The sequence below is a fragment of the Actinomadura pelletieri DSM 43383 genome, from assembly GCF_003634705.1.
GTDB lineage: Bacteria > Actinomycetota > Actinomycetes > Streptosporangiales > Streptosporangiaceae > Spirillospora > Spirillospora pelletieri.
The window spans coordinates 723553-739381 of record NZ_RBWU01000001.1 but is presented as its reverse complement, the minus strand read 5'-3'; the positions used below and the strand labels follow the sequence as shown (position 1 = coordinate 739381).

At 68.8% G+C, this 15829-nt stretch carries 16 protein-coding genes and 1 tRNA gene; 6 read left to right on the top strand and 11 right to left on the bottom strand.

Going from position 1 to position 15829, the window contains the following annotated elements; genetic code table 11:
- Positions 1–44: 44 nt before the first annotated feature.
- Positions 45–302: a cell division protein CrgA gene (locus BZB76_RS03360; RefSeq protein ID WP_121432795.1), complete on the bottom strand. Its 258-nt coding sequence runs from the start codon at positions 300–302 to the stop codon at positions 45–47.
- 81 nt (positions 303–383) lie between these two features.
- On the opposite strand from BZB76_RS03360, the gene BZB76_RS03355 reads away from it, so the two are divergent.
- Genes BZB76_RS03355 through BZB76_RS03340 form a run of 4 tightly spaced genes read left to right on the top strand, consistent with a single transcriptional unit; the run spans position 384 to position 2533 of the window.
- Complete coding sequence (locus tag BZB76_RS03355; protein WP_121432794.1) at positions 384–1115, top strand: DUF881 domain-containing protein; 732 nt, start codon at positions 384–386, stop codon at positions 1113–1115.
- Positions 1116–1130: 15 nt separating this feature from the next.
- Positions 1131–1745, top strand: coding sequence for a class E sortase (locus BZB76_RS03350; protein ID WP_147449299.1), 615 nt, complete (start codon positions 1131–1133; stop codon positions 1743–1745).
- Positions 1746–1754: 9 nt separating this feature from the next.
- Positions 1755–1943 carry a hypothetical protein gene (locus BZB76_RS03345; RefSeq protein WP_121432793.1) on the top strand — a complete coding sequence of 63 codons (189 nt, stop codon included), beginning with the start codon at positions 1755–1757 and terminating at the stop codon, positions 1941–1943.
- Entirely contained in the window at positions 1940–2533 is a 594-nt protein-coding gene (locus tag BZB76_RS03340; RefSeq protein ID WP_121432792.1) for an anthranilate synthase component II, read from the top strand. Before BZB76_RS03345 ends, BZB76_RS03340 begins: the two co-directional genes overlap by 4 nt.
- 396 nt (positions 2534–2929) lie before the next feature.
- Here BZB76_RS03340 and BZB76_RS34550 read toward each other — a convergent pair whose 3' ends face one another.
- The 8 genes from BZB76_RS34550 to BZB76_RS03300 form a co-directional block, all read right to left on the bottom strand.
- Positions 2930–3130 carry a hypothetical protein gene (locus BZB76_RS34550; protein WP_121432791.1) on the bottom strand — a complete coding sequence of 67 codons (201 nt, stop codon included), beginning with the start codon at positions 3128–3130 and terminating at the stop codon, positions 2930–2932.
- A gap of 593 nt (positions 3131–3723) precedes the next feature.
- Positions 3724–5541, bottom strand: a complete 1818-nt coding sequence (pknB, locus tag BZB76_RS03330) for a Stk1 family PASTA domain-containing Ser/Thr kinase (RefSeq protein ID WP_121432790.1) — start codon at positions 5539–5541, stop codon at positions 3724–3726.
- Between the two features lie 22 nt (positions 5542–5563).
- Complete coding sequence (locus BZB76_RS03325; protein WP_121432789.1) at positions 5564–6970, bottom strand: serine/threonine-protein kinase; 1407 nt, start codon at positions 6968–6970, stop codon at positions 5564–5566.
- A complete protein-coding gene (locus tag BZB76_RS03320) occupies positions 6967–8454 on the bottom strand; it encodes a peptidoglycan D,D-transpeptidase FtsI family protein (protein ID WP_121432788.1) in 1488 nt (495 codons plus the stop codon). Before BZB76_RS03320 ends, BZB76_RS03325 begins: the two co-directional genes overlap by 4 nt.
- A gap of 10 nt (positions 8455–8464) precedes the next feature.
- Entirely contained in the window at positions 8465–10051 is a 1587-nt protein-coding gene (locus BZB76_RS03315) for an FtsW/RodA/SpoVE family cell cycle protein (RefSeq protein WP_121432787.1), read from the bottom strand.
- Positions 10052–11632 (bottom strand): Stp1/IreP family PP2C-type Ser/Thr phosphatase, encoded by a 1581-nt coding sequence (locus BZB76_RS03310; protein ID WP_121432786.1) that lies wholly within the window; start codon positions 11630–11632, stop codon positions 10052–10054.
- Positions 11629–12141 (bottom strand): FHA domain-containing protein FhaB/FipA, encoded by a 513-nt coding sequence (locus tag BZB76_RS03305; protein ID WP_121432785.1) that lies wholly within the window; start codon positions 12139–12141, stop codon positions 11629–11631. The genes BZB76_RS03310 and BZB76_RS03305 overlap by 4 nt, the downstream gene beginning before the upstream one ends.
- An 11-nt stretch (positions 12142–12152) precedes the next feature.
- Positions 12153–12908 carry an FhaA domain-containing protein gene (locus BZB76_RS03300; RefSeq protein WP_121433418.1) on the bottom strand — a complete coding sequence of 252 codons (756 nt, stop codon included), beginning with the start codon at positions 12906–12908 and terminating at the stop codon, positions 12153–12155.
- Positions 12909–13034: 126 nt separating this feature from the next.
- Here BZB76_RS03300 and BZB76_RS03295 point away from each other — a divergent pair.
- Positions 13035–13117: transfer RNA gene (locus BZB76_RS03295), tRNA-Leu, on the top strand.
- A gap of 152 nt (positions 13118–13269) precedes the next feature.
- Here BZB76_RS03295 and BZB76_RS03290 read toward each other — a convergent pair.
- The gene (locus BZB76_RS03290) at positions 13270–13503 is read right to left on the bottom strand and encodes a hypothetical protein (RefSeq protein WP_121432784.1); all 234 of its coding nucleotides are present in this window, start codon (positions 13501–13503) and stop codon (positions 13270–13272) included.
- Positions 13504–13540: 37 nt separating this feature from the next.
- On the bottom strand, positions 13541–14812 hold the full coding sequence (locus tag BZB76_RS03285; RefSeq protein WP_121432783.1) for an APC family permease: 1272 nt from the start codon (positions 14810–14812) through the stop codon (positions 13541–13543).
- A 180-nt stretch (positions 14813–14992) separates the two neighbouring features.
- Between BZB76_RS03285 and BZB76_RS03280 the strand changes: the two genes are divergently transcribed.
- On the top strand, positions 14993–15799 hold the full coding sequence (locus BZB76_RS03280; protein ID WP_121432782.1) for an SDR family NAD(P)-dependent oxidoreductase: 807 nt from the start codon (positions 14993–14995) through the stop codon (positions 15797–15799).
- Positions 15800–15829 lie beyond the last annotated feature (30 nt).

Sequence of the window (15829 nt, the reverse complement as noted above, 5' to 3'; positions counted from 1 at the left end):
GATAGCCGGGGTGGGAGATCCCCAGCCTGTGGATAACTGGCGGGTCAGCGCCAACGGGTCGACAGGATCACGCCGAGAATGATCGCCGTGAAACCGATGCCGAGGTTCCAGTTGTGCAGGTCGGTCATGTACGGCACGTCGGTGCCGGTGCTAGCGGTAACGTAGAAGACGGCGATCCAGATCAGGCCGACGAGCCACAGCGCGACCATCGTGGGCACCAGCCAGCGCGGGCTGACCTCGGGAGCCTTGGACTTCTGCGGTGGCGTGTAAACGGCCTTCTTGCGCACTTTCGACTTGGCCACGGTGGATTCGATCTCCTCGGGCGTCCGGCGGCCGGAGCGCCGGACCGCGCATGGGTGTTTTGTCGGTTAGCGTAGTCGCTGGTGTGCAGAGTACGGCTTCCAGCGTGGGGAAGCATCATCCCAGTTCTCACGCTCCTTGCGGGGACCCTGTTCGCGGCGAGCGCGAGCACGGCCCGCGGTACGAGCCTGCGCGAGCAGGGCCGCACCCGGATCACCGAGCTCATCGCCGCCGAACAGCGTGCCATCCGCCAGGAGCGCGCCGAGTACCGGCGGCTCCGCCACGAAGTCGACGGTATCTCTCGCGAGGCCGGACGTCACGACGCCCGAGTGAAACAGGCCCAGTCCAACGCGGACCGCTTGGCGGCCGGCGCCGGATTCACCCCACTCTCCGGCACGGCGGTAGAAGTCTCACTCGATGACGCACCACCACGGGATGATCTTCCCAGCGGGGTCCGCCCCGACGACCTCGTCGTCCACCAGGCGGACGTTCAGGCCGTCGTCAACGCGTTGTGGGCGGGCGGCGCCACCGGCATGCAGATCATGGACCAGCGCGTGATCTCGACGAGCGCCGTCCGTTGCGTGGGCAATACCCTGATCCTCCAGGGCGTCGTGTACTCGCCGCCGTTCCGGATCACCGCCGTCGGCGACCCGGACCGGCTCCGCGCGGCGCTCGACGCGTCCCGCGAGATCGCGATCTACCGCAGGTACGTCCGCGCCCACGGGCTCGGCTACGCGGTACGGACCGTGGAGCGCGCCACATTGCCCCCCTACACCGGCAACGTGACGATGAAGTACGCGACACCGACCGGCTGACCGAGAGGACACGAGTTGCGGACGATCATCCGTGGCCTGGGCGAACTGTGCATCACCGCCGGACTGATCGTCATGCTCTTCGTCACCTACGAACTGTGGGGCACCGGCCGCTACACCCAGGCCCAACAAACCCGCCTGGACACCGAACTCAAGAAAGACTGGCGCAAGGTCACCACGGAACAGGTGAAGCTCGGCAAGGGCCTCGCCACGATCCGCATCCCCCGCTTCGGCAAGGACTACAACTACGTGATCATCGAGGGCGTCGACCGCAAGGACCTCCGCAAGGGCCCCGGCCACTACCCCGGCACCGCCCTACCGGGCCAGATCGGCAACTTCGTGGTCTCCGGCCACCGCACCACCTATTCCGCCCCGTTCAACCGCCTGGGCGAACTCGACCGCGGCGACAAGATCCTCATCGACACCCGCGACAAGCAGTACATCTACCGGGTGACCGACCGCGCTATCGTGAAACCGTCGGCGACCGAGGTGACCGCACCCGTCCCGCGCCATCCGAAGCGCACACCCACCAAACGGATGATCACACTCACCACCTGCCACCCCAAGTACTCCGCCGCCAAACGAATGATCATCTTCGGCGAGTTGGCGTCGACGCTGCCCCGCGTGACCTAGGAGACCCTCGTGTACGCCTGGATCTGGCGCCGCCTACCGGGCGAGTGGCCGACCAAGACCGCCACCGCCCTGGGCCTCATCATCGTCGTGGCGGCCATCTTCTGGTACATGATCTTCCCCTGGCTGGAGCCCAAACTCCAGTTCGACCACGGCGTCGTCGACCGTCCCACACCCACCGGCTCCACCATCCCCGAATGACGACAATGCGCATCCTGATCGTCGACAACCACGACAGCTTCGTCTACAACATCGTCCAGTACCTGCTCGAACTCGGCGCCGACTGCCAGGTCAAGGACCGCTCGGACGTCACCGTCCAGGACGCCGCCTCCGTGGACGGCGTCCTCCTCAGCCCCGGCCCCGGCCACCCCGCCGACGCCGAAGTCTGCCTGGACCTCGTCCACGACGCCGCCCACCGCGGAACCCCCCTCCTGGGCGTCTGCCTTGGCCACCAGGTAATCGCCCACGCCTACGGCGCCACGGTCTCCCGCGCCCCCGAACTCCTCCACGGCTACACCAGCGACATAATCCACGACGACCAGGGCGTCTTCCACAACCTCCCCTCCCCCTTCCCCGCAACCCGCTACCACTCCCTGACCGTCGCCCCCGAAACCGTCCCACCCACCCTCCAGGTAACAGCCCAAACCCCCAACGGCGTGATCATGGCCCTCCGCCACCGCACCCACCCGATCGAGGGCATCCAGTTCCACCCCGAATCAATCCTCTCCACCCACGGCCACCACCTCCTGAACAACTGGCTAACCACCTGCACCCCAACCCCCCACACGTAAACACCCCACCGCCCCCCATCTGATCGCGCAGCAAGCCCCTGCGATGCACCAATCACCCACAGCGCCCAACGAAGAAGACTCAACCCCCAGCCGTCACACGGTTGCCGCGCTGGCTGTCAACGCCCACGCCCTCTAAGACGCATCCATCTAAGAGCGCCACGGCGACCACGCGACAATCTCAACCCTTGATCGCCCAGGCGAGCCGGAGCGCCGCAGCGATCATTCGCAGCACAGAACGAGAGACTCGGCCTACAGCACTCATGTGGATGCCGCACCAACCGATCGGCCCTGATGAGCAGCGATCCCCGACCGTTGATCGCGCAGCGAGCCGCCAGGCGGTTGCAAAGCACTGCCCTAGGCGCAGAACCACGCAGACGCCGCGCTGACGGGACGTGTTCAGCCTTCGGGGCGCAGCAACCTCAGCCCCCACAGCAACCGGGCAACCACCTCAGGGTTTGCGATCGCGTCCGAAGGCAGGTTCGAGCTTGCGAGAACCTGATCGCGCAGCGAGCCGTTAGGCGAGTCGGAGTCGATGCCAGCGATCGCACCGCAGTTCACGACGATGGAGGGCGCCCAGCGCCCGAAGGAGGAGTGCACTGCAATGAACGTGCCGCGTTGACGGGACGTGTTCAGCCTTCGAGACGCAGCGACCTCAGCCCGCCTCCGCAACCCCGCGACAACCTGGGCCACTGCGATCGCGTCCGAAGGCAGGTTCAAGCGAAGCGAGAACCTGATCGCGCAGCGAGCCGTTAGGCGAGTCGGAGTCGATGCCAGCGATCGCACCGCAGTTCACGACGATGGAGGGCGCCCAGCGCCCGAAGGAGGAGTGCACTGCAATGAACACAGTGCCTCGCCCTCTGGGACGCGACTACCTCAGCCCGCCTCCGCAACCCCGCGACAACCTCGACCGTTGCGATCGCGTCCGAAGGCAGGTTCAAGCGAAGCGAGAACCTGATCGCGCAGCGAGCCGCTAGGCGAGTCGGAGTCGATGCCAGCGATCGCACCGCAGTTCACGACGATGGAGGCCCGCCAGGGCCGAAGGAGGAGTGCACTGCAATAAAAACGAGGGCTTCCGCCACTCGGGGGCAATGGCGGAAGCCCTCGTTATGGTCTTCGTCACGGCGGGGTGGGACGTTACGGATTTGAACAGAAATTTTCAGATCTTCCGTAGCGCCGGACGAACGCCCAGGTCAGCCTCCTCCGCCACCGCCGGGTGGCCAGGGGAGGGTGGTGTTCGGGGGGCCGGTCGGGCCGTCGGTCGGGGGAGGCTGTTGTTCTGCGGCCACGAAGATGGTGACCGTCTCGCCCGGGGCGACGGTCGCGTCCGGGGTCGGGCGCTGGTCGTAGACGAAGCCGGGGGCGACGGTCTTCTCCGGCGGGGGCGCGCCCTTCTCGACCTTGCATTTCAGGCCGAGGCGGACGAGCTTGCCGCAGGCTGCGCGTTCGCTGTTGTTGAACAGGTCCGGCACCTTGAGGTTGGTGGGGCCGTTGGAGACGACCACGGTGATGGTCGCGCCCTTGGGTTCCCTGGAGCCGCCGGCCGGGTTGGTGCTGATGACGCTGTTGCGTGGGACGTTGTCGTTCGACTCGACCTTCTTTTCGACGTCGAAGCCGCTCTTCATCAGCAGGGCCCTGGCGGCCGCGTACGGTTTGCCGGTCACGTCCGGCACTTCGACGTCTTCGGGCGGCTTCTTGCCGTTGGAGACGACCAGTGTCACCGCCGCGCCCTTGGCCGCGTTGGTTCCGGGCTTCGGGTTGGAGCTGATGACGTAGCCGCGCTTGATCTCGTCGCTGTACTCCTTCTCCGGCTCGCCGACCGTGAAGCCGAGCTTGGTGAGTTCGGCGGTGGCGTCCTGTTGGGAGACGTTGACGATGCTCTGCGGGATGGCGACCTGTTCGGCCTTGTCGCCGCCACCGCCGCTCAGCATCCAGCCGATGAGGGCGGCGCCGCCGATGAACAGGACGGCGAGGCCGACCCACAGCGCGGCCTTCTTGCCGGCGCCGCCGCGTTCGGGTTGGTCGTCGTCGTACCGGACGGGCGGCAGGCCGTAGTCGTCGGGTGGGCGCCGCATCTGGGTGTGCGCGGGACCGGGGTACCCGCTCATGACCTGGGTGCCCTGGGGCTGGGCGCCCATCAGCATCGTGGACGCGGCCGTCGACGCGACCGGCTGGCCCTGCAGGACGCGTTGGATCTCCTGCCGGAACTCGTTCGCGTTCTGGTAGCGGTGATCGGCCTCCTTCGCCATGGCCTTCAGCACGATCGCGTCGGCCCACTGCGGGATCTGCGGGTCGACCTGCGACGGCGGGACGGGTTCCTCCCGGACGTGCTGGTAGGCGATGGCGACGGGGGAGTCACCGGTGAACGGCGGTTTCCCGGTGAGCAGTTCGTACAGGACGCAGCCCGTCGAGTAGATGTCGCTGCGGGCGTCTACGCGTTCGCCGCGGGCCTGTTCCGGTGACAGGTACTGCGCCGTTCCGATCACCTGCGCGGTCTGCGTCATCGTCGCGGCGGAGTCGGCCATGGCGCGGGCGATGCCGAAGTCCATGACCTTGACCTCGTGCTGCCGGGTCAGCATCACGTTCGCCGGTTTGATGTCGCGGTGGACGATCCCGCCGCGGTGGCTGTAGTCGAGGGCCCGGAGGATGCCGTCGGTGACCTCCAGGGCCTTCTCCGGAAGCAGCGCGCGGTTCTCCCTGAGCAGGTCGCGCAGCGTGCTTCCGTCCACGTACTCCATGACGATGTACGGGATGGAGGTGTCGCCGATCATGTCCTCGCCGGTGTCGTACACGGCGATGACGGAGGGGTGGTTCAATGACGCCGCCGACTGGGCCTCGCGCCGGAACCGCGCCTGGAACGTGTGGTCGCGGGCCAGGTCGGATCGCAGCGTCTTGACCGCGACGACGCGATCGAGGCGCAGGTCTCGGGCACGGTAGACCTCGGCCATGCCGCCTCGCCCGATCACCGTATCGAGCTCGTAGCGGCCGCCGAGCAGCCGAGGTTGACTCATATGCGCACTTTCCCTCGTACGTCTACACCTTGTCTCCTGAACCTAGCTTCCCGCTCTCGGTGGGAGAGGGATCCGGGCTCGGAGTTGACGGAGTCCTGGGGTTCTCCGGCAGGGTCGGTGTCGGCTCGGGGGCGGTGGGGGTCGCCCCGGGTGGTTTCGTGGGTGTCCTCTGTGTAGGGGACGCTTCGGACGTCCCCGGCGTTGACGGACGGATCCTACGCGTCGGTTGCCGTGGCATGACAGTCGGCCTGGGTGTGGTACGTGACCAGTGCCTCGCCGCGCCGCCCGGGGAGGCGACCGGATTGTCGAAGGTGCCGTCCCCGACCGGGCGTGTGGCGGGTGCGCCGGGCGGGTCGTGCCTGTTCTCGCTGAAATCGTTGAAGCCGCGCCACAGCGAACCGGCCATGACGACGCACACCACCAGCAGCACCGCCGCCACCGACGTGTACGTCATCACCGGGCGCCCGCTGAGACGGTGCTGTCCGCGCCACGGCCTCGAAGCGAGGGTATCCATCGCCTCGGACGCGTCAAATCCGGACAGTGTGGTCGACTGGGTGACGACGGTGGGTCGCGAGCGCCGTCCGCCCACGTCCACCCGGGGCATCCGGCCGGAGGCGAGGCTCGCCCGGATCTCCAGGGCCCGTTCGGCGACGGTCGCCGCGTCGGCCGGACGGTCCGTGGGCCGCTTCGCCAGCATCTCCATGATCAGGTCACGGGCCGCCACCGGGAACCGCGCCGGCAGTTCCGCGGGCGCCTCCCTGACATGCCGCAGCGCGACCTCCACCGGGGTGGAACCGTCGAACGGGGGCGCTCCCGTCAGGCACTCGTACGCGACCACGCCCAGCGAGTACAGGTCGGCGGCCGGGGACAGCTCCAGGCCCTGCGCCTGCTCCGGCGAGATGTAGTGCGCCGTCCCCATGACCATTCCGGTCGCGGTCTGGGACGCCGCCGCCAGCTGCCGCGCGATCCCGAAATCGGTGATCTTCAGGATTCCGTCGGGGGAGACCATCAGGTTCGCGGGCTTCACGTCGCGGTGCACGACGCCCGCCCGGTGCGCCACGGTCAACGCCCGGCCCGCCTGGGCCAGCAGGTCGAGGACGGCCTCCAGCGGCAACCCGCCGTCGCGGGCGAGGATCCGGTCCAGCGGCTCGCCCGCCACCAGTTCCATCACCAGGAACGCCCGGTCGTCCTGCTCACCGAAGTCGAACGCCCGCGCGATCCCGGGGTGCCGTAGCTCCGCCGCGAACCGTGCCTCCGCGGCGAACCGGCCCCGAGCCGTCGCGTCCGAGCCGAACTCGCGACGCAGCAGCTTCACCGCCACCAGACGTCCCGTCGCGTCATCGGACGCACGCCAGACCTCGCCCATCCCGCCGACCGCCAGCCGCTCGAGCAGCCGGTAGCGACCGTGTAGGACGAGGCCCCCGTTCACTTCTTCAACACCTTGGCCATGATCGCCGCGGCGATCGGTCCGGCGTTGGCGGCGCCGTCGCCGGGACCCTCGGTCGCCACGGCGAAGGCGTAACGCGGGTTCTCGACCGGGCTGAACCCGACGAACCACCGGGAGTTCGGCAGACCGGACGCGGGGTCCTGCTCGGCGGTACCGGTCTTACCCGCGACCCGCTGGCCCCGCAGGTTCGTGGCGGTACCGCTGGCGACCACGGCCCGCATCATGTCCGCGAGCTGTTCCGCGTGATCTTCGCTCATCGCCTTACCGAACTCCTTCGGGGAGGCGTTGTACAGCTCACTCTGGTCCTTGGCGCGCACCTTCTGCACCACATACGGGTTCATGATCTTGCCTTTGTTCGCGATCGCGGCCGCGACCAGCGCCATCTGCAGCGGGGTGGAGCGCACGTTCTCCTGGCCGATGCCGGACCGGGCGGTCCCGTCCTTGCCCGTCGGGACCGTCTTTCCCTCCGCGTCGGTGTACGACACCGGCACCTCGCTCTTGGCCGCGAACATGTCGGGCTCCAGCTTGACGCGCTCCCCGAACCCGAACTTGGCGGATCCGTCGTGCAACTGCTGGATGCCCATGTCGAGCGCCATCTTGCCGAATGTCGTGTTGCACGACTCGGCGAACGCGTTCTTCAACGTGGCGGTGCCGGCACAGCTGCCGCTGTCGTGGGAGTTGGGCAGCGGTCGGTTCGACTCCGGCAGGATCAGCTGGCCGGTGTTGACGGTGGTCGAGCTGCTGAGTCCGTCGCGCTCCATCGCGATCGCCGACGTGACCGCCTTGAAGGACGAGCCGGGCGGGAACGTCTGGCTCAACGCGTTGTCGACCAGCGGCCGCAGGACACCGGTGCCCTTGTCCAGCTCCTCCAGCCGCTTGGCGCCCTTCTCACCCGTCTGCGGCGCCACCTCGTTCGGGTCGAAGGACGGCCATGACGCCGCGACCTTGATCGCGCCGGTCTTCACGTCGATCACCACGGCGCCGCCGCGGCGGCCCTGCTGCGTCTTCGCCTTCAGCTGCTCGTACGCCGTCCGCTGCGCGTCCGGGTCGATCGTCAGCTCCAGGTTCGCGCCGTCCGCCTTCTTGCCGATGAACGTGTCGAACCAGTGCTGCTGCGTGATCCGCTTGTCCTTGCCGCCCAGCAGCGAGTTGTAGGCCCGCTCAAGCTGGGTGGCGTTCCCGTTGAAGTACCCGGTGATCGGCGCGAAGACCGGGCCGTCCTTGTAGTTGCGGCCGTACTTCGGGTTGTCCTTCCCGGTCTTCGTGGACGTCACCAGCACCTCGCCGCCCGCGGAGATCTGCCCGCGCGGCGAGTTGAACACGTCGGCGTACTGCCGGGCGTTGTTGGAGTCGGTCCGCAGATCTTCGGCCTGACTGCCCTGGACGTAGTTGACCTGCGCCATCAGTCCGAAGAACAGCAGCAATGCGAAGATCGCCACCCGTCGAACCGGCTTGTCCATGCTCATAGGGCGCCAATCACCTCGTGCTCACGATCTGGGTCATGCCTTCGTCCTGGATCGCCTGCGGGGCCGGCTTGCGCGCGTCATGGCTCATCCGCACCAGGATCGCGATCAGAATCCAGTTGGCCATCAGCGACGAACCGCCCTGCGACAGGAACGGCGTCGTGAGACCGGTGAGCGGGATGAGTTTCGTGACGCCACCGACGATCACGAAGACCTGGAGGGCCAGGACGAACGAGACACCCCCCGCGAACAGCTTCAGGAACGGGTCACGCGCGGCCACGGCCGTCTTCATCCCGCGTTGCACGATCAACGCGTAGATCAGCAACAGCGCCATCAGCCCGGTCAGCCCGAGCTCCTCGCCTATCGAGTCGAAGATGAAGTCGCTGAAGGACAGGGGCGTCCGCCACGGCTCGCCCTGCCCGAGCCCCGTGCCGAGCACCCCGCCCTGCCCGAGCGCGTACAGGCCCTTCATCAGCTGCGCGCTGTCGGCGTACGTCCCGCCGAGATCGGCGCAGGCGGAGTAGCCGGGCGAGATCGCGCCCTCGGTGTCGAACTTCTTGTAGATCTCGGTGTTCGGGTTGACCGGGACGACCTTGCCGCTCTCCAGCAGGCAACCGCCGTCGAAGTACGGCTTCGGGTTCTGCCAGATGTCGATGCGCTGGTTGACGTGGCCCATGAACGGCAGCAGCGTCGAGACGAACACGCCCACCGCCAGCAGCCCGACACCGATGAACACCCACGACACCCGCTGTGTCGCGATGTACAGCATCGACACGAACAGGCCGAAGAACAGCAGCGCGGTACCGAGGTCCTTCTGCATGAACAGGACGCCGAGGCAGAAGAACCAGATGACCATGATCGGGCCGAGGTCACGGGCCCGTGGCAGGCTGAGCGGCCCGACCTTCTTGCCGATCAACGACATGGCCTGCCGCTTGTTCACCAGATAACCGGCGAAGAACACGACGAGCAGCAGTTTGGCGAACTCGCCCGGCTGCACCGAGAACCCGCCCACCCGGATCCACACCCGGGCGCCGTTGATCTCCGCGCCGATGCCGGGGACGATCGGCAGCATCAGCAGCATGAGGGCGCTGAGGCCGATCAGGTACGTGTAGCGCTGCGCGGTCTTCGGCGTGAACGACAGCGGCGCGTCGGTCTTGTCGGTGTCCCGCATGATCAGCACCGCGGCGACGAACAGGCCGATGCCGACGAACGTCCACATCAGCTGGTTGGGCGCGTCGGCGGCGTCCTTCAGGATCTCCTTGCCCGCGGCGACGGCGATCTTGCGGTCGGCGCTGGTGTCGAGGTCCAGCCGGTAGATCATCGCGAGCCCGAGGCCGTTCAGCGCCACCGCCAGCGGCAGCAGCAGCGGATCGGCGTACGGGGTGAAGCGCATCTGGACGAAGTAGGCGATGAAGGCCAGCACGGCGAGGCCACCGCCGTACACGACCAGACCGCCGGGAATATTGCCGTCACGGGCCAGCCCGACCTCCGCGAACGCCGACAGCGTCAGCACCATCGCGAAGATCAGCAGGGCGAACGAGGCCGCGTTGCGCCGCTGGTACGGCAGACGCGCCCGGATCTGGTCCCCGATCGACTGCATCTAGGACTTCCCTCCGCCGGAGGGACAGTCCGTGATGCGCGGGTCGCGCTGCTTGCACTCGTCGCGACGGGCGGTCAGGTCACGTACCTTCGCCTGTGCGGCCTCGGCCCCGATGATGTTCTTGACATCGCCCTTGGTGATCGCCGTGGCGTCGGAGACGGGCAGTTCGGCGATCGCGAGGGCGGCGGTCTTGACGTTCTTCTCCTTGCAGTCCTGCTGGCCGCGGCCGCGCACGACGCCGACGTTGCCGGACTGGTCGACGAGGCTGTACTTGCAGACGCGGTCGACCAGCATTCGCCACTCGCCCGGACCGTCGACCGTGTAGGTCGCCTTCACCTGCTGCTGGAGGTCCTGCGGGAGGTCGTCCACCATGATCTTCTGAAGGTTCTTGGCGTTGGCGCGACGGGACATGTCGAAGCCCAGTACCGTTTGCGGCGTGCCCCGGAACAGGAGGGCCTGGCCGTTCTCCTGTCCGATGTAGTAGCCGTTGCGGACGTTCTGCACCAGCACGAACCCGCCCACCGCGACGGCGACGACGACCACGCCCGCCACCACGATCAGCCACGTCCATCTACGGAGACCGCCCCGCCGCAACTGCTCCATCGGCGCCTGCTGCATCCCGCCCGGCATGGGCGGGCCGCCCCTCGGGTCGTGCAGCGGCGCGGGGGCGGGCGGGGGCGGCATCTCGTCCACCGCGACCGGTGGCTGTGGTCTGGTGTCGCGTAGTTGCGCGGCGCGTCCGGCGGGGGTGTCGGCCGCGGTGGTGTTCGCGCCGGGTCCCCCGCCCGGCGGCTCCGGCGGCGACGTGTTCGCCGCCGCGCCCACCGCGTGCCCGGGGCCGCCCGTCGGTGGCTGCCGCTCCAGGTCGATGACGTCGGCCACCACGCAGGTGATGTTGTCGGGACCGCCGCCGCGGTTCGCCAGGTCGATCAGTTGCCGGACGGCCTGTTCCGGCTCGTCCACGTCCGTCAGCACCTGGAAGATCGTCTCTGCCGTGACGACGCCGGACAGACCGTCCGAGCACAGCAGGTAACGGTCGCCGACCTGCGCCTCCCGCAGCGACAGGTCGGGGTCGACCTCGCCGCGGCCGTCCAGGGCCCGCAGCAGCAGCGAGCGCTGCGGATGCGACGCCGCCTCGTCCGGGCTGATCCGTCCCTCGTCCACCAGGGACTGGACGAGCGTGTGGTCATGAGTGATCTGGAACAGGCTGCCGTCCCGCAGCAGATACGCCCGAGAGTCCCCGATGTGGACCAGCGCGACCTGGTTGCCCGCCCACAGCATCGCCGTCAGGGTCGTGCCCATGCCCTGGAGCGCGGGATCGGACTCCACGATCCGGTGCAGGTTGTCGTTGGCCGCCTTGACCGTGCGTTCCAGCGCGGCCAGCAGTTCCGTCGCGGGCAGATCCTTGTCGAGCGCCCGCAGTGCCTCGATCGCCGCCGCGCTGGCGATCTCGCCGCCGACGTGCCCGCCCATGCCGTCGGCGACCGCGAGCAGGTGCGCGCCCGCGTACGCCGAGTCCTCGTTGCCCTCGCGCAGCATGCCGACGTCGGAGCGCGCGGCGTAGCGGATTCCCAGTGTCATTTGCGCAGCTCGATCACGGTCTTGCCGATACGGACCGGTACGCCGGGCGGAACCGGCATCGGCCGGCTCACTTTCGTGCGTCCGAGATAAGTGCCATTGGTCGAGCCGAGATCTTCCACGATCCACTGACCGTCCTGCGCATAAAGTCGGGCATGCCGGCTCGAAGCGTAGTCGTCGGTCACAACGAGTGTGGCGTCATTCGCCCGACCGATGGTGATGGGCACCCCGGTGAGGTCGATGACCGTACCGGTCCGTTCGCCCTGCACGACCACCAGCTTCGTCGGGGCGCCCTGCTGGGCGCTGCGCGGCTCACTCGGCTGCCTGGACTGCCGGGGCTGCCTGGGCTGCCGCGACCGGCTCGGCCCCGGCTGCGACGCGCGCTGCGCCGCCCTGGTCGCGGCCCTGGAGCCGAACAGGTCGGCCCTGATCACGCCGACGGCCGCGATGACGAACAGCCAGAGGACCGCGAGGAACGCCAGCTTGATCAGGGTGAGGGTGAAAGGGGACATCGGAGTCGGGGTTACTCCCTATCGCGGCGGAACACAAGAGTGGTCCGGCCCATCGTGACTCGGGAGCCGTCCACCAGCGTGACCCGCCGGATCGGCTGCCCGTTCACGAACGAGCCGTTGGTCGACCCTAGATCCACTAGAGCTATTTCGGGACCTTCTACGCGTATCTCAGCATGGTGCCGGGACACGCCGGGATCGACAAGGCGCAGATCGCAGTCCGTACCGCGACCCAGCAGGGTCACGGGCGTATTGATCTCATAGGTGCGCTGGGTCGTGTCCGACCCTTCGACGGCCGTGGTCACCAGCAGCCGCGGGTTCCCCCCGAAAACCCCGCCACGTGTCCCACGGGGGACATCGCTCACCGGCTGGCGGATCTCCCCGCCCTCCACGGTCGACCCCCGGATGACCCCGGACCGGATGCGGAACATGCCGGTGGCGAGGTCGCCGGCGTTCTCGAACCGCACGCGCACCGGACCCACGAAGGAGTACCCCTGTTCCTTCGCGTACTCGCGTGCGAGGTTCGCCAGCTCCTGGCTCAGGCTGTCCGCGTACACTTGGAGCCGCTGCCCGTCCTGCTGAGAGATCTCCACGACGAAGTCGTTCGGAACGAGCGTGCGACCCTGCGCCACGATCGCCGCCCGATCGTCCATCTCGCGCTGCACAGCACTGGCCACCTCGACAGGCTGCAGCTCAGACTTGAAGGCACGGGCGAAGGCCCCTTCGACCATGCCCTCGAGCCGTCGCTCGAAGCGCTGAATGACGCCCACGGGCACCTCCCTTCCCCACTGGTAGACGATCGTATCGGTGCGAAGGTTCGCGCGGCGTATCTGGGACCTAACCACTGTCATACCCGTGCTAGCCTTTTCAGCGACCCGAAATCGGGTCGACGCCCAGGGCGGGTGGCGGAACGGCAGACGCGCACGGTTCAGGTCCGTGTGTCCGAAAGGATGTGAGGGTTCAAATCCCTCCTCGCCCACTTGTCGGGGTGGCGACGCAAGTCGGTACCCCGCGGTGACGGAACAAACCCCGGAGCGGCAGGCTCCGGGGTTTTCGCATGTAGGGGCGGTCCAGACGGACCGCCCGGTGGCCTGCGCCGGTCACCGGTCGTAAGACGGGGGCGCGGGCCGGTCAGCCGGCGATGCGGCGGCGTAGGTGGTCCTTGCCCTGTTCGGCGCCCTTGCGGCTTTCGGCCTGGGCACGGCGGAAGAGGTCGGCCAGTTCGCGGTCGCCCGCGCGTTCGGCGTCGTCGATGTAGGTCTCCAGCCGCAGTGCGTTGCTCAGGCACTGTTCGACGAACCAGATCAGGTTGTAGTCCTTGTCCTTGGTGCCGGTGATGTCGCCGGTCTCGTGTGTCACGGCCATGGGTTGTGCCTCCTTCGGATTTCGGGTTTGGCGTCCCCTACCCGATGGGGCGTGCCCCATGCCCGGTGGCGCGGCGGAGTCCGTAGAGGGCGGCGCCCGCGGCGAGGACGGCGGCGCCGAACGTCACGGACGAGAACGGCAGCGCGAAGGCCAGAAGGAGACAGCCGACCAGGCCGAGGGCGGGGATCAGGCGGGGTGGACGGCCCTCGTCCGCGGGGAGCGTCCAAGCGGACGCGTTGGCGATGGCGTAGTACACGAGCACGCCGAACGAGGAGAAGCCGATGGCGCCGCGCAGGTCCGCCGTCGCCGCCAGGACGGCGACGACGGCGCCGACCGCGAGTTCGGCGTGGTGCGGCACCTTGCGGCGTGGGTGGACGGCGGCCAGGACGTGCGGCAGATGGCGGTCCCGGGCCATGGCCAGGGTGGTCCGCGAGACGCCGAGGATCAACGCCAGCAGTGATCCGAGCGCGGCGATGGCGGCGGCGGTGCGCACGGCGGGGGTGAGGGTGGGAACCCCGGCCCGTTCGACGGCGTCGGCCAGCGGCGCCGTCGCGGTGCCGAGGTCGGCGGGGCCGAGGGTCGCCAGGGTCGCGACGGCGACCGCCGCGTACACGGCCAGCGCGATGCCGAGCGCGAGGGGGATGGCTCGGGGAATGGTGCGGGCCGGGTCGCGGACCTCTTCTCCGAGGGTGGCGATACGGGCGTATCCGGCGAAGGCGAAGAACAGCAGGCCCGCCGCTTCCAGGACGCCGCCGGGCGAGGCGCCGGAGGCCACGTCCAGGCGTCCCGCGTCGGGGGCGCCGGAGGTCAGGCACGCGACGACCACCGCGGCGAGCACGGCCAGGACCACGGCGACGATCACGCGGGCGAGCCATGCCGTCTTCTCGACGCCCGCGTAGTTGACGGCGGTGAGCAGCACCACGGCGGCCACCGCGACGGCGTGCGGATGGTCCTCCCAGACGTAGGACCCGACGGTCAGCGCCATGGCCGCACAGGAAGCGATCTTGCCGACCACGAACGCCCAGCCCGCCAGATATCCCCAGAAGTCGCCGAGGCGTTCCCGGCCGTAGACATAGGTGCCGCCGGACGCGGGGTGGCGGGCGGCGAGCCGGGCCGAGGACGTCGCGTTGCAGTAGGCGACGACGGCGGCCACGCCCAGCCCGAGGAGCAGACCGGCCCCGGCGGCGCGGGCGGCGGGGGCGAGGGCGGCGAAGATGCCCGCACCGATCATCGACCCGAGGCCGATCACGACGGCGTCGGGCACGCCGAGGCGGCGCCGCAGCTCGCCGTCGGCCGGGAGTTGGCTCATGAGGTTCTCCTCGCCGTCACGTCAGCGGGTCTCCCCCGAACATGCCACGTCCGGCTTGGTGGTGGCTTCACGGCGGTCGGTGTTCCGTCGGCGTCGAGTGCAACCGGACGGTGCGGGGTGGGGTTCATGGGGCGAGGCGCGTCCGGGAGGGACGTGCCCGAACCATGAGGGGCGAAGAACATGGACTTGCAGCTCGCCGGGCGCGTCGCGCTCGTCACCGGGGCGTCGAAGGGGATCGGGCTGGCCGTCACGCGGACCTTGCTGGACGAGGGCGCCCGCGTCGCGGCGGTGTCCCGGAAGTCGAACGGGGATCTGGACGCGCTCGCCGGTCCGAACCTGCTGCACATCGCGGCGGACCTCATGGACCCGGACGCTCCCGCGCGTGCGGTGGAGCAGACCGTGGAGGCGTTCGGTGGTCTCGACGTGGTGGTCAACAACGCGGGCGGCCCGCCGCCCGGCGCGAGCCTCCCCCGGTTCGGTTTCCTGACCCTGGACGACGCCGACTGGCGCGACATGGTCGAGTTCAACGTGCTCGCCGTCGTCCGGACGTTGCGGGCGGCGCTCCCCCATCTGCTGAACAGCGACGCGGCGTCGATCGTGAACGTCTCGTCGGGGAACGCGCGCCGGCCCGTGCCGATGAACTACGACTACAACGCGGCGAAGGCGGCGGTGACGAACCTGACCAAGGGGCTGTCGGAGGAGTACGGCCCGCAGGGCGTCCGGGTGAACACGGTGTCGCCGGGGCCGGTCCGGACGAACTGGTGGACGGACGAGGGCGGCGCCGCCGACATCATCGCCGGGGCCACCGGCACCGACCGGGACTCGGTGCTGGACGGCGGCGCCGCCGAGATGATGAGCCTCACGACCGGCCGTCTGGCCACCCCGCAGGAGATCGCGGACGTCGTCGCGCTGCTGGTGTCGCCGCGCTCGGGCAGCACGACCGGCGCGGACTTCGCCGTCGACTCGGGCTTCCTCAAGGAGATCTGACATCGCCGACGAACCCCGGGGCCGAGCACC